This window comes from Bombella intestini, from assembly GCF_002003665.1.
GTDB classification, from domain to species: Bacteria; Pseudomonadota; Alphaproteobacteria; order Acetobacterales; family Acetobacteraceae; genus Bombella; species Bombella intestini.
In genome coordinates this window covers 176,920-195,444 of record NZ_JATM01000002.1, presented here as the reverse complement: position 1 = coordinate 195,444, position 18,525 = coordinate 176,920, and the positions used below count along the sequence as shown (strand labels likewise).

The following is an 18,525-nucleotide window of genomic DNA, read 5'->3' as shown; positions in this document are numbered from 1 at the left end:
CCATGCAGTGCCACCACGTATAACCTTGCTCTACCCGTCACATAGAGCATAGGTTAGGGTCAAAACAATGTAAAATTACCCCTATCTTCCTGCTTGGCCACTATCTGACCATGCCGTAGCATGTCCCTTATCTGGGAGAGCCTTACACCATCAAGAACAACTCCCATGCCGTAACATGGATTTCCAGTCCCCGGAGCGGCCTGCTCTACCTGCTCCAGCACGGTGCGGACAGCCTCCACCTCCTGCGTTAGGGCGTCAAGACTCTGGAGCCGCTCCATCTGGCCGTGGTCAAGCTGCCCAGTTCCGACATAATCCGAGACAACGGCCTGAACATCGGCAAGGCGACCACAGACATCATCCAGAATGGCTCCCAGCCTCTCCATCAGCACGGAAGTCCTTATGGTATCTGCCCCTCCGACAGGCTGGGCTCCTGTTTCCTTGGACATTATCTTTCTTTCTCCATACCAGTGCCTCCGGCTTGTAAAACCAGACCTCAGCACAGGTTTTGCAAGACTTTTCCTGTTGTCGGCCAGAAACGAATACGCCGTACCTGGCTACCACCAAAGCTGTAAGACACGCAGCGAATATCCTCCCTCCGGAAATAATCCAGAAGGAAACCGACATTCTCCTGCCCAACATCGCTTGCGATGGACAGCACAGCGGCCCCGCCAAAAGCCTTGCATTGCAGACGCTCCCGCCCACCCCCTGCTTTTATGATCCCGGCCTCCAACGCTTTCATGGCGTTGATCCCATACAGATAAGCTGCTGCATCCATGCTTCCTAGGCAGTCCTCCCCCGGCAGGAGAAAATGGTTCATTCCCCCAACACCTGCCTGAGGATCATACATGCAGACCGAAATGCACGACCCCAGCAACGTGCCGAACACCACGCTGGGATCGTCCGAAATGGCGATCTCCCCCTGAATAACAGTCGTGATCTTCAGCGTTTCCGTCACCTGATGGGCCCGAAAACTTTCTCTAGGGTTTCCTTCAACTTGGCGACCGTATACGGCTTGGCCAGAAAGTTATTAACTCCGGCTGCCACGGCCTTCTGCACAAGCCCGGCATTAGCCTCACCCGTAAGGATGATAAACGCCAGTTTAGCCGTCTTCGGGTTAGAGCGCACAGCCTCCAGCAAGGCTAGGCCATCCATTCCCGGCATATTGAAATCGGAAATCACCAGATGAATAGGATTAGCTTCCAGATAATCCAGAGCCTCTTTCCCATCCTTGCGTTGCACGACTCCCTTAAAGCCAAGAGCCGCCATATGGCTAGCAAGAACCTGCCGAATGGAAGCCTGATCATCTACAATTAAAGCTCGAATCTGAGATGCGGACGGCATTTATGAACCTTTCTGCCTTCTGATAATCACTCGTCAGGATCGCCTGACATAAAGAGTGCCATATCGGGCACTCCTGTCTTCTAATGCATGCCCATAGCAAGACCGGGGATCTCCATCAGGGATCCCACCTTCTCTACGGCGCCCAGCTCAGCAGCGACACGGGGCATGCCATACACAACGGAGGAAGCCCTGTCCTGCCCGATGGTCCGGGCCCCAGCCTGCCGCATGGCCAGCAGCCCTTCGGCTCCATCCCGCCCCATTCCCGTCAGGATAATGCCCAGCGAGGTACTGCCTGCCGTCTGGGCGATGGAATGGAAGAGCCTATCCACCGAGGGCCGATGCCCACCAACAGGCTCTCCCGCTCGCAATTTTGTAAAGAGCCGCGGCGCGTGGCCCTCCAAAACAAGATGCGTCTCTCCACCGGGAGCGATGCGGACCATACCGGGGGCCAGCATTTCCCCATCCTGCGCCTCGGCAACAGAAAGCTGAGGGATGAGGCTATCCAACCGTGCGGCAAAGCTGGATGTATAAAGTGATGGCATATGCTGGCAAATAACGATGGGTGGGCTGTTAGCCGGGAAATCCTTGATCACCTCTTCCACCGCTTCCACCCCGCCAGTGGAGGAGCCAATGCCCACTACATCGAACGATGTACGCCATGTAGCGGCAGCACTTCCCGTGAGGGGTGCCATCCGCACCGGCCGTCCCCCCGCTGGAACAACCTGCCGCAGGCCGGGCTGGTACCGGGCAGCCTCCAACACGATCTGCCCCAAACCGGCAAAAGCCTCCCCTGTCCCGCCCTGTTTTGGGAAACATTCAAAAGCCCCCATCTGAAGAGCCGTAATGGCCGTATTGGCCCCCCGTGTGGTCATGCTGGACACCATCACCACCGGGATTGGTCGTAACCGCATGATCTTCTCCAGAAACTGAAGTCCATTCATGCCCGGCATTTCAATATCCAGCGTAATGACATCCGGCTGGTCAGCAATGATGAGATCCCGTGCCTCGATCGGGTTCGAGGCCATGCCAATAACATCAATCTCGGGATATTTGAGAAAAGAGCGTTTGATCAGCTCTCTGGCGGTTCTTGAATCATCCACTACAAGAACCTTGACCCGTTCTTTCATGGCCTCAACCCTTTTTCATGTAGATTGTCGGTGCCACAGCCTCAAGGTGACATTCCCTAATGCAGTCCACCCGCTCGGAATGACCAACGTAGAGGAATCCACCCGGCACCAGCCGATCCGCAAGCCTCTTCCACAGAGCATTACGGGTTTCGTCATCAAAATAGATCACGACATTCCGACAAAAGATGACGTCAAACTGGCCCTTGAAAGGCCATTCCCGATTAAGATTGAGCGGCCGGAACGTAACAAGGCGCCGTATCTCCCGCGCCATGCTAACCTGCTCCATCTCCATAGGTTCCATATAGGCATCCTGCCAGCGTTGGGGCACACTTCGGACCTCCTCTGCGGGGTACTGGCCGATGCGCCCCGTCTCCACCACAGCGTGATTGATGTCCGTAGCTAGAATCTTCAGGTCCATCCGCAAGGCATCTGGCAGCTCCGCCATAACGGACATTGCCATGCTCCACGGTTCCTGCCCGGTCGAGCAGGCCGCCGACCAAAGCCGCCCCCGCCCCCCGGCACGCAGTTTTTCTCCCAGCTGCGGCAGGACATGCGCTTCCAGATGCTCAAAATGGCTTTTCTCCCGGAAGAATTGCGTCACATTGGTTGTCAGAACGCAAATGAGCTCCTTTAGCTCGTCTTGTCCCTCCCGCCCGCTGACATAATCCAGATAATCACGAAAGGAAGCCCGCCCAGTCGCACGGATGCGCCGGGACACACGGGAGAAAACAAGACTGCGCTTGGAGATGGGCAGATTAATTCCCGCTTCCCTCCGGGCAATGTCCTGCACCCGCCGGAAATCAGCCTCCGAATAGGAAAAGCCGCCCTGTGGCTCCATAGTCGTCATCGGCCTGCCCTCACCCTGCTGCCGTGCTGACAGCCTGATCCCCCAGCAGACGGCTCAGGACAGTATCCAACCGCAAAATGCGGATAACACGCTCCCCTATGCTGACAAGACCGCTTAGCTCCGCCGCACCACCATCAACAGAAATGGGCTGAATTTCATCCAGAGCGATCTCCGTAATGCCAATGACACTATCCACCAGCAGCCCGCATGTGGCACGGCTCGCACCATCCTCTATGATGATAACGACACGCCGCTCATTATCAGCCTGCGGGGCTGTACCAAGATAATTGGCAAGATTAACGACCGTAACAATATTACCACGGATATTGATGGCTCCCTCCACATAGGCAGGGCAATGCGGCAGGTAGGTCGGGTCCTCAAACTCCCTGATCTCCTTGATGCTCAGGATAGGAATGCAATATCGCTGCTCCCCTACCGTGAAAATGATCATCTGCTCCCGCCCTCCTGAGGATACGGGGGAAACTCCGTTTACCTGTCCGTCCGTCTGTTTCTTTTCTTCCAGAGACATAAGATCCATGACTTTCTTTTCTAACCCGCCTGTTACGCTGCCCGCTCTGCGATGGCTTCCAGCGCGCGGGTGTCTACACGTTTCGTTGCGGACACAATCAGCGTTGACACATCAAGAATGAGCGACACGCTACCATCCCCAAGAATGGTGGCAGCCGAAACGCCCTTGATCTGACGGTAATTCTTCTCGATGCTCTTGATGACGACTTGAGCCTGATCCCGGACACCATCCACAACCAATGCCGCCCGGGCACCTGCCTCATTCTCCACAACGAGAACGATCATCTGCCCTTCTTCTCCGGCACGGCCCATATGGTGAGGCTCTTCCTGCGTACCGTTCTCCTCAGGGAGGGTTAGCTCGTCTCCCAGATAGATCAACGGAATACACCGGCCTCGTACGGAAACGACATGGCTACCATCGGGGATGGTGTACACATCTTCCTTCATCTGCACCGTAACCAGTTCCACAACAGATGAAACCGGCACAACCATGGTAGAGCCACGGCACTCAATGAGCATTCCATCCAGCACGGCCAATGTCAGCGGCAGGCTAAGGGTGAAAAGTGTCCCCTTGCCCGGCGTGCTTTGGATGTTCACACGCCCACCGAGATTCTGAATGGCCTGTTTGACCACATCCATCCCTACACCACGACCGGAAAGGTCCGATACGGTTTCTGCCGTGGAGAAGCCGGGGGCGAAAATCAGCTCATTAATCTCATTCTCCCCAAGCGATGCACCCGAGGCAACAATGCCCCGCTTGATAGCTGTCTGGAGAACACGCTGGGTATTGATCCCACCACCATCATCACGAATCTCGATCAGGATGCGCCCGGAACGATGTCGGGCAGAGAGCCAAATTGTGCCCTGCGCCGGTTTCCCTGCGGCCTGACGAGCCTGCGGGCTTTCAATTCCATGGTCCACTGCATTGCGCAGCATGTGGGTTAGCGGGTCTGTCAGATTTTCGATCAGGGTACGGTCAACCTCTGTTTCCTCCCCTTCCAGCACGAGGGCGACATCTTTATTCGCCAGACTGCTGGCCTCTCGCACCACACGTTGCATCCGCTGAAACACATTACGGACGGGCTGCGCACGGATCGCCATGACAGCCTCCTGAATATCCCGTGTCAGTGTTTTGATAACAGCCAAACGCTTGAGCAATTCCGGGTCATACAAGGCCCCATCCCGTGTCAAAGCGGATTCAAGAGAGGCCTGACCGATGACCATCTCACCGACCATGTCCATCAACATACCAATCCGCCCGATATCCACACGAATGGAAGCATTCTGTTCCCGCTTACGCCCCACTTTCGCTGGAGCCGAGGCAGGAGCAGACGCCGGAGCTGAAGGAGCGGGGTCAGCCTGTGGTACACTCTCCACCATCTCAGCTGGAACCGGAACAACCGGTACATCTTCCTGCACGGCGGCATCTTCTGCGGGCTCCGGCTCGACGGCTTCTCCGGCCTGACCGTCTCGGGCAATCTGAAAATCACAGACATCACCAACCCAATCAAATACCGCCTGAATGTCCTCTTCCAGCGCACTACCCGGCGGTTCTGGCAAACGGACTGTCCAACCCAAACGGGCATCCTCAGCGGGGAGGTCTACCAGAGCGGGCAGCTCCTGCGTGCTACAGACAACATCCATAGCACCGGCCTCTTCTACCGGCAGAAGCTCTTGCAGCCCCAACAGAAGATTCCGAGCATCGTCACCACGGCTATATAGTTCGCTATGCGGCCGGAAGGTCACTGTCAGCATTTGCGGCGGTGTCTCGCCAAAACCTTCAGCGGGATCATCAAAATCAAATCCGCCCAGGTCAACTGTTACGGGAGTGAAATCTTCTGGCACTGGTGTTTCACCAACCTCAGAAGACGCTGGCGCATCCCCGCCCTGACCAATGATCGCCTCCAGCTTACGGACATTCTCATCTATCCGCCCTTCATCGACCTCATCACCCGTATGTTTTGCCTCAGCGACAAGATCACTCAGAACATCCATCGCAAGGAAGAACGTCTTGATGATGGCTTGGTCCGGTTCTACCTTGCCAGACCGCAAGCCATCCAGCGCACTTTCATACACATGGGCGAAGCGAACAAGACGGTCCAAACCGAAGGAAGCCGCTCCACCCTTGATGGAATGTACCGCCCGAAAGATGGCATTGATGGTCTCTTGGCTGGACTCTTCCTCGGAGATTTCGCCCAGCCCCCTTTCCAGCTCGGGGAGGAGCTCATCACATTCCTCAAAGAATATCTTGAGAATATCGTCCATGACATCGCCCATATCACGCTCCCTTACGCTGTAACCCGCCGAATAGCCCATACGAGCTTCTCGGCATTGAAGGGTTTGGCTATCCAGCCCGTAGCCCCGAGGGACCGGGCACGGTTCTTTTTCTCCTCATCCGTTTCGGTGGTCAGGCAAATGATGGGAATACGGGAAAAAGCGTCCAGCTTCCTCACCGCCTCGATGAACTGGAAACCATCCATACGAGGCATGTTGATATCTGTGATGATGGCCTGCGGTGCTGGAGAAGCCTGCTGCAGGACCTCCAGCCCCTCGACACCATCCCCCCCCTGAATAACATCATAGCCAGCTTCGCTAAGTGCCTTGCGTAGAACACCCTGCATAGTGCGGGAATCATCTACCGTCAGGACTCTTACCTTCTGTTCAGCCGTCATGGCGGCTCTCCTTCTCATCCATCGCTTCCAGAAGCTGCTGCTGAACACCAAACAGCGCAAAGGCTTCCGCTGCTTTTTCAGAACACGGACCGACTTTCAGCCCGCTAGCCAGAAGAAGCTGAAGGCAGAGTCCTCCAACGTAATCGACCTCGGATGCATCCAACAACGGCACTGCGCCTTCTGCCGCCCCGGTCTCTTCCAGCAGGAGAGCCTTCAGCTCTGCCGCCGCACTCGTATCCAGACGCTGCGGCAGAGAAATGAGAGGACTCCCTCCCTGTACTGCCTCCGCCATTAGAAATGATCCCACCCTGTTTCATCATCCGAATGGGTTGGCAGAACCTTGCCATCTTGCTGAATCTCGCCGCGCTGACTGCTCAGCATCGGTGTTCTGCTCTTTGGAGGCATCTGGGCAGGAGCCTCATTGGCAAGGGCCGGTCTCTCATGAGAGAGTTGCAGATTCTGGTTGGAGCCAATGGTAAAGGTCGCCAATGTCTGACGCAGCTTGACGGTCTGTGTTGTCAAATTGTGGCTGGCGGCTGTAGATTCTTCGACCATAGCGGCATTCTGCTGGGTCATGCCATCCATGTTGCTCACAGCATCCGATACTTCTGCCAGACTACGGGCCTGCTCTTCGGTCGCTTTAGAGACAACCTCTACCCTGTCCGCCAGTGCTTCTGTCCCTTCTTCTACGTCCTTAAGTAGGCCGCTAGTCCGGGCTACGAGGCGGACACCTTCCTGCACATGGGCCGTGGCTGTCTCCAGCACATCACGGATCATATCGGCCGCCTTGGCAGACTGTTCCGCAAGGGACTGAACCTCCTTAGCGACCACAGCAAAGCCACGTCCGGCCTCACCAGCACGAGCGGCTTCCACACTGGCGTTAAGAGCTAGAACATTGGTCTTGAAGGCAATATCGCTCACAGACCGTGTGATCTGTACGATATCGTCAGAGGAGGTCTTGATGGAGTTCATCGCTACGCTGGTCTGTTCCATCCCGTTGGAGGCCGTTTTGACCTTCTCCAGCGTTGCCTTGGTCTCGCTACTGGCGTGCGAACAGTTGCTGGCCGTAACTTTGAAGCCAGAAGCAATGGATTTAACAGACGCTGTCACCTGCCCGAGACTTGCCGCCTGACGCTCCGTGCGTTTTGCCAGATCGTCCGATGCTGTAGAAATCTCGCTGGCCCCATTGGCGATCATGTTGGAGCTTTCTGCCACAACAGACAGGGCACCACCCAGCCCGGTCAGAGACTCATTAAAGGCCTCCCGCACAGGGCCAAACTCACCGTCAAACAGGGCACTCGTAATGCGAATGGACAAATTACCCTGCGCCAGCATCTGCATCACACGGTTAAGCTCTTCCACAACGGCATGAGTACGAGCCTCACGCTCTTTGAGTTTCTCCGTAGTGTCCAGAGCTTTATTGACTGCCTCACTATGCGCTTTTTCTGCTGCCTTCTGCTCCTGAAGGCTCAAGGCAAACGAGGCCAGCATCTTGCCAACCCGCCCGACACAGTTTGTCCTATTCTCATACGGGCCGAGGTCGGGCGTTTCCCCACGCCCCAGAGCCATGCCCATATCTGTCAGTTTCTCAATCGGTTCAGTCAGAGCTTTGGTCAGGAACAGCCAGATAGCCCACGTAAGGGCCATACCAAAAAGGAGCGTTGCCATATTAATGATGGAAACACGGCTGAATATACCACTCTGGATATAGCCGACAGTCTCTACAAAGAGCTGTACAGCGAGATAAAGCTCGATGGCCAGCATTGCTACCCGTACCTGCACACGGAACGGAGCTGACTTATACAACCAGTTGAACATGAAAATGTCCCATCCCTCCAGAAATTTCATTCCTTCCGCCAGCATGACCAAAGGCTTGGCTGATGACAGAGTCTCAAGACATAATTTCTCAAAAAAACCATACAAAATGCATGGATTAGACTTGCTTATGCCAAAAACATGATGAAATTTTTAACGAAAGAAAAGACATTTTTCAAAATAGATGAACAATATTCCTTAAATTAAGGTTTACGTTAATATTTAGGTTATGCCTTATTTACAGTTGGCTATTTGTTAATAGCTATGCAGTCCTTCATATAAACTTGGACGGCATTCTATGGCGGGGTTCCTTCCCTCCTACGAGTCTTCAACCTCTATACGGTCCAACGCTCACCTCGCCTTGCAGGCCTGCCCTTGTTTGGCATCCTTCTGACAGTCCGTCATGCGGGCAATAGCACTACCCGCTCCCACAAAGCGGAAAAACTGCATCGTAGATGCCTGCTTTTCAGAGGAAGGACGGGCAGGCACGGTCTCCCGTCCCTTCAGGTGAAATCTCGGCGGATGCACCTTGCCGAACAACCTAAAAACGCCCCTGACTGGAAAAGATAGACGCCCCGCCATTGCAGGCTCCGGAAATATCCCTCCCGCAAGCATTAAAAAAATCAATGAGATGACAAATACCCTATGTGAAGCATTGTTTTTCAGCATAATATCACCCTAGGCTATATAGAAAATACACTCAGAGAGAGGCTTTATGACCACCGCATTACACTATGAAGCCCTGAAAGAAAGACAACGTAACCTTCGGCATGATTTCCCCGAAACCATGGGGTTGCGAGTCCACCGTGCTATCAGCTGGATTGGCCGGGCCGAACAGTGCGGAAATGATGAAGATGCCCGCTTCATTTTCCTCTGGATTTCTTTCAATGCCGCTTACGCTGATGAAACCGATTTTCAGGGAACTACCATCAGCGAACGGGCTACCTTCATCAATTTCTTCAATAAGTTGGCCCAGCATGACATGAAAGAAAAAACCATCTACACCGCCCTATGGCATCGCTTCTCCGGCCCTATCCGCACCCTCATGAACAACCACTATATATTCCATCAGTTTTGGCAGCATCAGAATGGTATGGAAGGCTTTGAAAACTGGGAAGAGACATTCCAGACATCCACGCGGTCATTCCAACAAGCCTTTCAGGATGGCAATGTCTCCAAAGTTCTCCGTTTTGTCTTCGATCGCCTCTATGTCCTACGCAACCAGCTGGTACATGGTGGAGCAACATGGAACAGCCGCATCAACCGTCACCAAGTACGTGATGGAGCCGCCATCCTCGCCTTTCTCATGCCCCTCTTCGTGCAAATCATGATGGCTAACCCTCATGAAAACTGGGGGCGCCCCTTCTATCCGGTCGTGGATTAACGGCTCAAACCATCTGGCGAAGGTAGTCAGGTATAATCAAAAATAATCTGGCACTTCGCTTGAGACAGAATGCTACTAAGTGCCGCCGTTGATGCTCCAGATGCGTCTGTAATGATAAGATAACAGCCCGGCTTAACATATTGGGCCAATGTTGTAATCTCCGAGGCATTATAAACAGAGGCCGAAACCTTTATTCCTGCGCCCCGCTGAGCCAACGTCATGATTTCTGCAATAGATTTGCGTGGCATCACTCATTCCTCATCTCTAAATATAAGAATCTTTTCGTACGACACTAGGAAATCCATCACCCAAGAAATCTCCCTTCCATTACCGTGGATGACTATACGCCTCTCTATCCCAAAATCTCTACCCTAAAACGGGGCTGTTCCTGCCCCCTATGACCATTTCTGACGTAACAACGAGCTAAATCTCATCACTATTCCTTTCATACCCCATACCAACAGATAAGAAGCTATTACTATGGCTGCACTTCATGCAGCCTTATTAATCACCTCACGAGCAATCTTCGTGCTGAACGCCACTATGCACAGCCAAGAAGCTTGAAAAAACAATATGTTAAAGCTTATGTAGAAGCACTAACCGTTACATAGACACAACAGCTATACACTAAGGAAAGCACATTATGAGAAAAGAAAAACTGGCCGACATTATAAAACTTGCCCGCCGCCTCTCTGTCTCCGCTGAGGGCATGACCCTAGATGAAATAGCCAGCTATATGCAGGTCAGTCGCCGCACCGCCGAGCGCATCCGTGATGTTCTTCAAGAAGCATTTCCCGGTATGGATGTCCTAACAGATGGACCGAAACACCGCTTCCGCTTGCCTGCCGGTATCATGGACCGTTTCATGAACACACCAACTGCCGATGAGATGGCCGCCCTTCAAAATGCAGCGACATCACTTGAGAGACAGAATGCCACAGGGCGGGCCCTTCTCCTCTCCGAACTTTACAAAAAAATTGAGAGCATGCTTCGCCCACCAGCCCGTACCCGTCTTGCACCAGACATCAATGCGCTTGTTCTGGCAGAAGGCGATGCTATGCAGGCTGGCCCCCGCCCCACGGCTGATGCGACCCTTCTACACACAATTCGCCATGCCCTAAAAGCAGGGCATGCTCTACATTTCACCTATCAAGCCACCAAAAATGCAAAAAAACGCACTGTTTCACCTTGGGGACTTCTGTACGGCAAGGCCTATTATCTGGTCGGCCCCATGCAGGGCGTGGAGACGCCGGTCCTCTGGAGGCTAGACCGCCTCCAAGATGTGACAGAGGCAGGACCAGCTACCCTCCCCCCAGAAGACTGGTCCTTGCAAGACTTTGCCAACCGTTCCTTTGGAGTATGGCAGAACAAGCAATATGACGTTGCTCTCCGCTTCTCACCCACTGCCGCTGCCGACGCCCGCCGTTTTCTCTTCCACCCTAGCCAAACCGTAACGGATGAAAAAGACGGTAGCCTACACGTCACCTTCACGGCAAGCGGACTGCACGAAATGGCCTATCACCTCTTCACATGGGGCAAGGAAGTCACCATCCTTGCCCCTACTGAGCTTAGGACAATCCTACTGGAGATGTGTCAGAATGTGATACAGTGTTATCAGAAATAATCTACATAGATACGACCGTTATTGCCGTATCAATAACATATAGACACACCACATATAAATGGCATGCAGCTCTATTTAGTCATAAGTGCACACATTTCTTACTTGACTTTGATAGAATCAAGCTGCTTACCATTTTGTCATAAAAACACGAATCTCATGAGGGCTGATAGCATGAAGACAAAAATAAAAGGTGGCATCTGGGCTATACTCCTTGAAATCGGCTGGGAACTGGCACGAAGCTACGGCCCTACGATCTGGAAAAACATCAAGGCCTATTGGGACCGCAAAAGTGTTGCCATCTTAGGGATCACAGGTTGTGGGAAAGATTCCCTTCTCGCGCGCCTACAAGGCCATGAGATACCAACCGTCCACATGAACACGACAGACCCAGAGCGCAGGTCTTCCTTTCAAATTGAATATAGTGATGGCTTAGGCGACACCATTTGCTTCAATGTCACGGAAGGCATGAATGTTGGTGGCGAAGACGATGACGTTGATGACTATTGGGCTGATGTTGCCCAAGATGCTGATGTCATCTTTTATCTAGTCGATACTGGAAGATTCCTTGACGAAATAAACCATATTCCAACAAAATTAAATTCAATGGACGAAAGAGAGCTACGTAAGGCCTCTCCGTCTCTTAAGCGCGTTTCGCACGATATGCGCTTCTTAGTGGCAAATAAGAAGCAATCAGCAAGACTAGCCATTATCCTTAATAAAATTGATCTTCCTTTGATGCATGCAGAGGGCGATACAATAGACGAAAAAATGCAACATTACTCACAAGACTTGCAGGAACTTAAAAATGCCGTAACGAAAATTGCTGAGAGCGGTCTCGGAGTCCATAGGAATATTCTTGCTGGCGTCTTTCCCCTAAGCTGCAAGGATTCAGAAATGTTTGCCCAGCTATTCCCTGTCATCCTACGCAATATTGCAAAGGCCTGAGTCATGTCGCAGAAAAAAATATTAATCCTGCCAAACTATAATAAAAACCCGGAAATTCCTGTTCTTGTACAGGAAAATCCTAATGAATCATGGAAGATATCAGATTACAGAAGCGAAATACCTTCTGATCTTCCTAAAGGAGCAAGCCGTGGTATACCGAACTCTATAGTCGGCCAAAATAATCGTGACGGTTTTGTCCTAGGCCGTATAATCCGTCGCAATATCCCCGTTGTTTTTCTTGCCTGCCATGCGGGGCAAGATAACACTGGACGCACCGTTTTTCTAACACTGGTGAGTACAGGCCCCACGTCATCGCTCAATAGCGAAGAACCTACCTTACATATCCCTGAAAATATCCTTTCATCTCTGGAAAATGACCTGAAAGCCCTTGTGCCGGATGATCAATTCCCCGCTTTGAAAAAGGCCATTAGCACCCTGAACAGCCGTGGTGATGCTGCCAGTCAGGCGGCTTTGCAAAAAATGTGGAATAATTTCCAGACCAAAAGGCAGTATCAATATTTCACAAGCGTCTCTTTCCAAGGGGCATCTGCCTACCCACCGGATAGTGAATTTGCCTGCTTTGGTGGCGCTGGAGGGCAGGGTAGCCCTTTAGCCGAAGGGGCTGGGAAAGCCAAGTATCTCGTTTCTGCGATAGTGTTGCTGATTTGCTTCATTATTCTGGTCCGGCAGTGCTCCAGTCCACAAGACAACACCCCCCATCCCCCTCACAATACTCGGCAGTCCAAAAACGACGCCCCAATAGCACAACCGTCTCTCGAAACAGTTGCACAGAACGAGGCGAGCACCTCATCCGTGGCAACAGTGGAAACGACGACTGATACGCCTCCCCTAAAAGAGGATAACTCTCTCTAAACATTAAGATAAAAAGCGTTAGTGATGACTTACTTATCACTAACGCTTTAGTAGACTACAATATACAAAGCCCACTAGGGCACCAGTATATATCTTCAGTGAAACCACCTTTTCCGCATCATCATGACAAAACAAAAAAAACACTCCATAACTTTCAAAGTTGCTATTGCACTTATGCAAACGTGCCTATCCAGCGCAAGCTATGCGGCGTCTACAATTCGGGATGTCCGTGATACAGTCCAAGCCATTCCCGTCAAACTAGATGCAGAAGCGCAAGTACCCATCAAAAAAGGTGAGGTCCTTCAACTCCTCAAGCTCTATCACGACAACGCTAATGCATGGTCATGGAACGAATATCTCGCCTTTGAACCCTGCCCCCGCAATGCGACCCTTCGCTGTGCTGTGCCTTTCCAAGATACACAAGGGAAAGAGTACACCCTGAAAGATGCCCTTCATAACGAAGAAGATGCGCTAACCACCATCGGGTTTTACAGAGTAGAGAGCAGCCAAGGCCGTTGGAATCTCTTCATGATCCGCATGGAACGGCCGCTTGGTGATTCAACCTATGCGAAAACAGAGACAACAGCCCATATCAGCCTGTTCAAACTAGCTCCGCAGGCATCGGATGTCGCCATGCCAGAGAATAACTACTTTGAAGAAATCGCCACCCTTCCCATGGGCGGCTACTGCAATAGCACCGTGGCCCTCAGCACATTCCTCAACCAGCCCCTCCCCCCCGGGGTCGCACCCGATGGCTGCATGCAAGGCCAGTGAGATCATCCCCCCCTCCCATAACTACGGAGGGGGGCAGCAACCTCACGGAGCAATATTAGAATCAACCGGACTATTCATACGGTTAATCGTATCGGAACTGAGCTTGCGGATGCCAGCCAGATACTGAGATAGAATATTCGCACGGTCAGGCTGCATGTTGCCAATGACATCCGAAATCCGACGAGGAATCATATGCTGTGCCACGGGAACAAGCACCCTCATGTCCAGAATATTGAACATGGCAGCAGCATCACGAGGTGGCATCTGCTCATAAATATGAGCCAACCGGGCAATGCTCTGCTCTACATCCTGCCGGCGCTGCTCCTGCTGGGCTGAAAGTTCAGACGCATTCCGACCCAACGCCTGCAACTTCTCATCCAATTCTTTCTGTTGCTGCTCAAGAGCCTTCTGCTGCTGTTGGAAACTCTCTTCCTGCCCCTGTACGGCCCGCCGATGAGTAGCCAATTCTCCACTTAGCCCCTGTTCAGCCAAACGAACACGGGAGTCCGGCTGCTCCTCGTCAACTTGACCCGTAGCGGGGTCATCATCTGCCAGACCATTGGCGGGCGTCCATCCCTGAAGATGATTCATGAAAAGACGCTGCTTACTAGGCCGCAAGCTCTCAGGTGCCTTCACACCGGCAGGGGCAGGCGTTACAGGCGCAGCCTTTGCACCCGTACCATGAGGGGAAGCCCCCCTCGATTTACTAGAAGGCTCCTCACTCTGAGCAGAGGGAGTACTGATCTGTGCCGCAAGAGAATGGAGGTTCAACGCCAGCAGCACTGTCATCAGGCAAGAGGCGAGATTGGTGATCTTGCTCAGCGAAAATCCGGGTTTTCTCATGGGTCTGACAGTCCCTCTCATGACGTTTCCCCCTCAATCCTTCATCAGATTGATAGCCCGTGCCAGCATGGAGCGGGTAACCTGCATGGTATTAAGATTGGCCTCGTAAGAATGTTGGGCATCGTGACTGTCCATGATCTCCACAATGGAGCTGACATTAGGCATCTTCACATAACCCTGCTCATTGGCGGCCGGATGGGCAGGATCATACCGCATCTGAAAATCAGACTGATCCTCCCCGACAGACCGCACCGCCACACTGGAAACACCACTGGCACGGTCCAACGCTTCCCGGAAGGTCACCGTTTTGCGGCGATATGGGTCAGCACCGGGGGAAGACCCTGTTGTCTCCGCATTGGCAAGATTTTCGGCAGCAACACGCAAGCGGGCTGTCTGTGCTCGCATCCCGGCGGCTGAAACACCAATTGTATCGGAAAAATCCATTCTATCCTCCTCTCTCCTGTCCCGCTTTGCCCGCCCGGGCCTTACTGTCCGCCGCCACCTGCACCAAGAGCCATGCCGTAAAGCCCCATGTACCGGCCATAAACAGTAGTGGCGAAACGCTGCTGATCACTCGTCTGGGCAATCTTTCCCAGCTCATCCTCCAGCACCACACGGTTGCCATCTAGAGAGGCCCGCCCGCCCTGCTTGCGGGCATGCGTCTCCCCCGCAGGCCCCAACATATGCCCCGGCTGCGTGCGCTTCAGTGCTACGGTATGGGCATTCTCCAAAACACCTTGAAACGGCGATACATCCTTAGGGCTGTAATGGGGCGTATTGGCATTGGCCACATTACCCGCCAGCACGGATTCACGGTTCTGAAGCCAGCTCATCCGCCGTTCCGCCAGATTTAGAAGGTCCGTTCCGCCTGTATGCGTCATGCTCATCTCACTTCACTCCTGCTTCGTGGGTTCACGGGGCCTGCTGTACAGACACAAGAAGACGGAACATCCGCCCGGCATCACCCTCAAAAGGCCGATCTCCTACACGGTTGCGTATCCATTCCAATGCTCCCGCATCCCCAGCACGGGAGGCATCCGAGGCAAAACGGAGGGCAAGAAGCTGCTGGTCCACCGTCAACTCTCCCTGTGGCGGCAAAAGCTGCTCCGCCATGCTGCGCAGGTCTGTAATGGCAGGGGACCATTCTTCCCGGTTCTCATGAATATGCACCCGCATATCCGCCGCTTGCGGGTCCTGATCCGCCCCCAGCAGATACAGGGCCACTTCCGGCTTGCCCGAGGCCGCCGCCATACTGGCCATCAGGCGGGTCCGTCTGGCAGTTTCCTGTGCAGGCAGAGACGTATTGCCTGTGCTTGCCAGTATGTCAGAAGCCTTATCAAACAGGCCTCGCCTGATTTCATTTTCGGCCAAAGCATCCCCGGCTGCAGCTTTGTCCTGTGGGTTTTTCATCATGGGGATGGCCGTACTCATGGCGTCTCCGGCCTGTTCATCCAGCCCCAACCTGCCTAGCAGCTTACCGTAAGCCAACAGCAAGTCCCCTTTCTTCGCACTAGCGGGCAAGTCTGGCATATGCGCCCTAAGAAGAGCAGCCTCATGCAGCAAGGTAGCTTCATCTTGCGGTGTAACCTTATGCCCTGCACCTGCCGGCTCAGATAGTCCCTGCACAACACCGGAAAGTGCAGCGGACAGCAGGGCTTGCATACGGGCTTCATCGTGTGGTGGGGGGGCCTGTCGAGCCTGATCCAACGCCTGAATTGCTGGCTCCCACTGATGCGCCCGTATATCGGCCCCGGCCCGCAACATATTCACAATACCGTCCCGGCCAGACAAACGAGCATCCGGCAACAGGGAAGCATATTGCCGGGCAGCCTTCTCGGCAGACAGATGACCATCCCGGAAGCTCAGAGCCACACCCTCTTCCATAGCTTTCTCGGCAATGACGGGATCATGATCCACCGAAAGCGCTTCCAGAAGACTAGTGGCCTTTTTCTCGTCACCATCACGCAACGCCCGCACCGCCTGAATGAAACGGAACTTGCTGTCTTCCGGCAGATGGTTCAGGGCTTCACGCTCTTCTGGCGTTCCACGGCGCGCGATAAGTTCTGCCGCCACAGGCAACAAGGACGACCGCAATGGTTCGGGATAATTCAACAAGCGGGGCATATCCCGGGCCAGCAAACGAGTAGCATCACTGGCTTTCTCGCCAGAAAGAGCCTCATACAAGCCCTGCCACAGTTTCGTAGCCCGCATGGCCTGCTCCGGCCATTCCTGTACCAACTGAGCCGCAGCGTTCATCTGGCCCGTCAGCAGGTCAGTCGCTGCCAGGAAGAACCGTATATCCGGACGAAACGCCTCTTCTGGGTCATCCTCCAAGGCTACATCCATGATGGCCCGCGCATCCGGAAAAGCACCGACACCCAAGGCAGCCTGCGCCGCTTCTAGCCGTTTCCTAAAACGATCTTTTGGGGATGAATCTGCTGCAGCCACAAGAGCCTGACGGTAACGCTCCTGCGCTTGCGATGCTGTCAGATGTTTCAGACCAAGCCAGTTCAAGTCCACATCACTGGCATAGACGGCTCTGTCCATATCCGCCAACGGGCGGTCATCAGCCCGTTGGAGTAAGTCTCCCTGCATGATAGCCCGCATGACTACCTGCGGCGGTTCATGTTGGGCAATCACGACACCTTCCAGAGATGGCCATACGTCATAATCCTTGCCTTTACGCAAAGAAAGCAGACCACCATCATCCAGAGCGGTCGTCCCCACGACCAGAGGTGTTCCTGATGCCGGGTCCTTAATAGAAAAGACACGCCCTGGACGCCGCATGGGGAAAAGCAACCCATTCCCCCGTGGTTGAGGAGTAATTTCTGGTCTATCTGTATAATCCATGCCAGGTGGCGGCTGATCGCCCAACACCCATCCATCACTCTGCTGAGAAAGATAAAGCTGGCGTGTATCTGGCACGGGTAGGCTGATCATTGTTAGGTCCGGCAGCGTTGTCACACCCAACCGGGAAAATATACCATCCCCATGCAGGGCTGAGACATCCATGGGCTGGCGGGCATCCACCAAAATGATGAAACGATCCCCACTCTGATAAGCCGCAATACCCATCTGCTCGGGAACAGGAAGTAAAACCCTATTGCGGGACGACACGGAAGCAGCCGGCTCGTTACTTACCGTCTGAGAGACGTGACTGGATTCTGTGCCACGAGGCCCGGCTGCGCTGGCCTGCTCCCGACCCGCTTCTTCCAGAAACTGATTAAGGGACTGATCCTTGTGGTCTGCTGGAGCGGCTGGGTCCTGCTTCTTCGCAACGGCCCCTCCCTGTGCAGCTCCAACGCCTAGAACATGCGCTCCCCACCCCGAAGGAACCCCCTGAAGAAGGGGATCACCCGGTTTTACGTGATCCTGCACATGTAGAGACGATGAATCTGGCTTATTTGGTTGCGCCTGCTTCTGCATCACATGCGGGCGATTATGGTGGGCACTCACAGGAGCCCGCTTATGGTCTGCTACAGGCTTCGGAGGTGGATGATTAACCGCGGCTGCATCCATAAAAGGGGATGCTCCGGACGTGGTCTGCTCTGCCAAAGCCGTGCCACATAGCAACCATGACGAACCACCAGCTACAGACCCGCCGCTAAGCATGATCAGACTGGCAACACCATAGCCAGCCCTGCGCCAGATTCCATCTCCCGCCATGGCTCTAGAGACAGCCTTATGAACAGCGCATAGCATGGTGCCACATTCCCCCGTGGTGCTTGATCCGTTTCCGCATCCCCTACGTC

Annotated in this window: 21 protein-coding genes; 5 read left to right on the top strand and 16 right to left on the bottom strand. The window is 53.6% G+C overall.

Annotation, left to right across the window (positions count from 1 at the left end; all coding sequences use genetic code 11):
- Window positions 1–59: 59 nt before the first annotated feature.
- From AL01_RS04070 to AL01_RS09380, 11 genes are all read right to left on the bottom strand, one after another.
- Window positions 60–446, bottom strand: coding sequence for a hypothetical protein (locus AL01_RS04070; protein WP_077396181.1), 387 nt, complete (start codon window positions 444–446; stop codon window positions 60–62).
- Window positions 447–493: 47 nt separating this feature from the next.
- Window positions 494–955, bottom strand: a complete 462-nt coding sequence (locus AL01_RS04065) for a chemotaxis protein CheD (protein WP_077396180.1) — start codon at window positions 953–955, stop codon at window positions 494–496.
- The gene (locus tag AL01_RS04060; RefSeq protein WP_077396178.1) at window positions 952–1,341 is read right to left on the bottom strand and encodes a response regulator; all 390 of its coding nucleotides are present in this window, start codon (window positions 1,339–1,341) and stop codon (window positions 952–954) included. The genes AL01_RS04065 and AL01_RS04060 overlap by 4 nt, the downstream gene beginning before the upstream one ends.
- A gap of 80 nt (window positions 1,342–1,421) precedes the next feature.
- On the bottom strand, window positions 1,422–2,468 hold the full coding sequence (locus AL01_RS04055) for a protein-glutamate methylesterase/protein-glutamine glutaminase (protein ID WP_077396176.1): 1,047 nt from the start codon (window positions 2,466–2,468) through the stop codon (window positions 1,422–1,424).
- 4 nt (window positions 2,469–2,472) lie between these two features.
- On the bottom strand, window positions 2,473–3,315 hold the full coding sequence (locus AL01_RS04050; protein ID WP_077396174.1) for a CheR family methyltransferase: 843 nt from the start codon (window positions 3,313–3,315) through the stop codon (window positions 2,473–2,475).
- A 10-nt stretch (window positions 3,316–3,325) separates the two neighbouring features.
- Window positions 3,326–3,853, bottom strand: coding sequence for a chemotaxis protein CheW (locus AL01_RS04045; protein ID WP_241502693.1), 528 nt, complete (start codon window positions 3,851–3,853; stop codon window positions 3,326–3,328).
- A gap of 23 nt (window positions 3,854–3,876) precedes the next feature.
- Window positions 3,877–6,159 carry a chemotaxis protein CheA gene (locus AL01_RS04040; protein ID WP_241502692.1) on the bottom strand — a complete coding sequence of 761 codons (2,283 nt, stop codon included), beginning with the start codon at window positions 6,157–6,159 and terminating at the stop codon, window positions 3,877–3,879.
- Window positions 6,132–6,515, bottom strand: a complete 384-nt coding sequence (locus tag AL01_RS04035) for a response regulator (protein ID WP_077396170.1) — start codon at window positions 6,513–6,515, stop codon at window positions 6,132–6,134. Before AL01_RS04035 ends, AL01_RS04040 begins: the two co-directional genes overlap by 28 nt.
- Window positions 6,505–6,807 carry a hypothetical protein gene (locus AL01_RS04030; RefSeq protein ID WP_077396168.1) on the bottom strand — a complete coding sequence of 101 codons (303 nt, stop codon included), beginning with the start codon at window positions 6,805–6,807 and terminating at the stop codon, window positions 6,505–6,507. Before AL01_RS04030 ends, AL01_RS04035 begins: the two co-directional genes overlap by 11 nt.
- On the bottom strand, window positions 6,807–8,333 hold the full coding sequence (locus tag AL01_RS04025; protein ID WP_077396335.1) for a methyl-accepting chemotaxis protein: 1,527 nt from the start codon (window positions 8,331–8,333) through the stop codon (window positions 6,807–6,809). The genes AL01_RS04030 and AL01_RS04025 overlap by 1 nt, the downstream gene beginning before the upstream one ends.
- 348 nt (window positions 8,334–8,681) lie before the next feature.
- A complete protein-coding gene (locus tag AL01_RS09380; RefSeq protein WP_158075929.1) occupies window positions 8,682–8,819 on the bottom strand; it encodes a hypothetical protein in 138 nt (45 codons plus the stop codon).
- Window positions 8,820–9,045: 226 nt separating this feature from the next.
- On the opposite strand from AL01_RS09380, the gene AL01_RS04015 reads away from it, so the two are divergent.
- A complete protein-coding gene (locus AL01_RS04015) occupies window positions 9,046–9,714 on the top strand; it encodes a HEPN domain-containing protein (protein ID WP_077396164.1) in 669 nt (222 codons plus the stop codon).
- Between the two features lie 26 nt (window positions 9,715–9,740).
- On the opposite strand, the gene AL01_RS04010 is transcribed toward AL01_RS04015, so the two are convergent.
- On the bottom strand, window positions 9,741–9,962 hold the full coding sequence (locus tag AL01_RS04010; protein WP_077396162.1) for a hypothetical protein: 222 nt from the start codon (window positions 9,960–9,962) through the stop codon (window positions 9,741–9,743).
- A gap of 395 nt (window positions 9,963–10,357) precedes the next feature.
- Between AL01_RS04010 and AL01_RS04005 the strand changes: the two genes are divergently transcribed.
- From AL01_RS04005 to AL01_RS03990, 4 genes are all read left to right on the top strand, one after another.
- The gene (locus AL01_RS04005) at window positions 10,358–11,338 is read left to right on the top strand and encodes a helix-turn-helix transcriptional regulator (protein WP_077396160.1); all 981 of its coding nucleotides are present in this window, start codon (window positions 10,358–10,360) and stop codon (window positions 11,336–11,338) included.
- Between the two features lie 171 nt (window positions 11,339–11,509).
- Window positions 11,510–12,283 carry a GTPase domain-containing protein gene (locus AL01_RS04000; RefSeq protein ID WP_077396159.1) on the top strand — a complete coding sequence of 258 codons (774 nt, stop codon included), beginning with the start codon at window positions 11,510–11,512 and terminating at the stop codon, window positions 12,281–12,283.
- Window positions 12,284–12,286: 3 nt separating this feature from the next.
- A complete protein-coding gene (locus tag AL01_RS03995) occupies window positions 12,287–13,156 on the top strand; it encodes a hypothetical protein (RefSeq protein ID WP_077396157.1) in 870 nt (289 codons plus the stop codon).
- A gap of 123 nt (window positions 13,157–13,279) precedes the next feature.
- On the top strand, window positions 13,280–13,930 hold the full coding sequence (locus AL01_RS03990) for a hypothetical protein (RefSeq protein ID WP_077396155.1): 651 nt from the start codon (window positions 13,280–13,282) through the stop codon (window positions 13,928–13,930).
- A gap of 42 nt (window positions 13,931–13,972) precedes the next feature.
- Here the strand turns inward: AL01_RS03990 and AL01_RS03985 are convergent, their stop codons facing one another.
- From AL01_RS03985 to AL01_RS03970, 4 genes are read right to left on the bottom strand one after another with little or no spacing between them, the layout of a single operon-like run.
- Window positions 13,973–14,773 carry a MotE family protein gene (locus AL01_RS03985; protein ID WP_077396154.1) on the bottom strand — a complete coding sequence of 267 codons (801 nt, stop codon included), beginning with the start codon at window positions 14,771–14,773 and terminating at the stop codon, window positions 13,973–13,975.
- A 33-nt stretch (window positions 14,774–14,806) separates the two neighbouring features.
- Window positions 14,807–15,217, bottom strand: a complete 411-nt coding sequence (gene flgC / locus AL01_RS03980; protein WP_077396152.1) for a flagellar basal body rod protein FlgC — start codon at window positions 15,215–15,217, stop codon at window positions 14,807–14,809.
- Between the two features lie 41 nt (window positions 15,218–15,258).
- On the bottom strand, window positions 15,259–15,660 hold the full coding sequence (locus AL01_RS03975) for a flagellar basal body rod protein FlgB (protein WP_077396150.1): 402 nt from the start codon (window positions 15,658–15,660) through the stop codon (window positions 15,259–15,261).
- Window positions 15,661–15,685: 25 nt separating this feature from the next.
- Window positions 15,686–18,439 (bottom strand): ATP-binding protein, encoded by a 2,754-nt coding sequence (locus AL01_RS03970; protein WP_077396148.1) that lies wholly within the window; start codon window positions 18,437–18,439, stop codon window positions 15,686–15,688.
- Between the last annotated feature and the right edge of the window lie 86 nt (window positions 18,440–18,525).

Coding starts and splice junctions, on each gene's coding strand:
- AL01_RS04015 (WP_077396164.1), top strand. CDS start 9,046: ATGACCACCGCATTACACTATGAAGCCCTGAAAGAAAGACAACGTAAC.
- AL01_RS04045 (WP_241502693.1), bottom strand. CDS start 3,853: ATGGATCTTATGTCTCTGGAAGAAAAGAAACAGACGGACGGACAGGTA.
- flgC (WP_077396152.1), bottom strand. CDS start 15,217: ATGGATTTTTCCGATACAATTGGTGTTTCAGCCGCCGGGATGCGAGCA.
- AL01_RS04055 (WP_077396176.1), bottom strand. CDS start 2,468: ATGAAAGAACGGGTCAAGGTTCTTGTAGTGGATGATTCAAGAACCGCC.
- AL01_RS04040 (WP_241502692.1), bottom strand. CDS start 6,159: ATGGGCTATTCGGCGGGTTACAGCGTAAGGGAGCGTGATATGGGCGAT.
- AL01_RS03990 (WP_077396155.1), top strand. CDS start 13,280: ATGACAAAACAAAAAAAACACTCCATAACTTTCAAAGTTGCTATTGCA.
- AL01_RS04025 (WP_077396335.1), bottom strand. CDS start 8,333: ATGTTCAACTGGTTGTATAAGTCAGCTCCGTTCCGTGTGCAGGTACGG.
- AL01_RS04035 (WP_077396170.1), bottom strand. CDS start 6,515: ATGACGGCTGAACAGAAGGTAAGAGTCCTGACGGTAGATGATTCCCGC.
- AL01_RS03975 (WP_077396150.1), bottom strand. CDS start 15,660: ATGAGCATGACGCATACAGGCGGAACGGACCTTCTAAATCTGGCGGAA.
- AL01_RS04010 (WP_077396162.1), bottom strand. CDS start 9,962: ATGCCACGCAAATCTATTGCAGAAATCATGACGTTGGCTCAGCGGGGC.
- AL01_RS03970 (WP_077396148.1), bottom strand. CDS start 18,439: ATGGCGGGAGATGGAATCTGGCGCAGGGCTGGCTATGGTGTTGCCAGT.
- AL01_RS04030 (WP_077396168.1), bottom strand. CDS start 6,807: ATGGCGGAGGCAGTACAGGGAGGGAGTCCTCTCATTTCTCTGCCGCAG.
- AL01_RS04060 (WP_077396178.1), bottom strand. CDS start 1,341: ATGCCGTCCGCATCTCAGATTCGAGCTTTAATTGTAGATGATCAGGCT.
- AL01_RS03995 (WP_077396157.1), top strand. CDS start 12,287: ATGTCGCAGAAAAAAATATTAATCCTGCCAAACTATAATAAAAACCCG.
- AL01_RS03985 (WP_077396154.1), bottom strand. CDS start 14,773: ATGAGAAAACCCGGATTTTCGCTGAGCAAGATCACCAATCTCGCCTCT.
- AL01_RS04000 (WP_077396159.1), top strand. CDS start 11,510: ATGAAGACAAAAATAAAAGGTGGCATCTGGGCTATACTCCTTGAAATC.
- AL01_RS04050 (WP_077396174.1), bottom strand. CDS start 3,315: ATGACGACTATGGAGCCACAGGGCGGCTTTTCCTATTCGGAGGCTGAT.
- AL01_RS04005 (WP_077396160.1), top strand. CDS start 10,358: ATGAGAAAAGAAAAACTGGCCGACATTATAAAACTTGCCCGCCGCCTC.
- AL01_RS04070 (WP_077396181.1), bottom strand. CDS start 446: ATGTCCAAGGAAACAGGAGCCCAGCCTGTCGGAGGGGCAGATACCATA.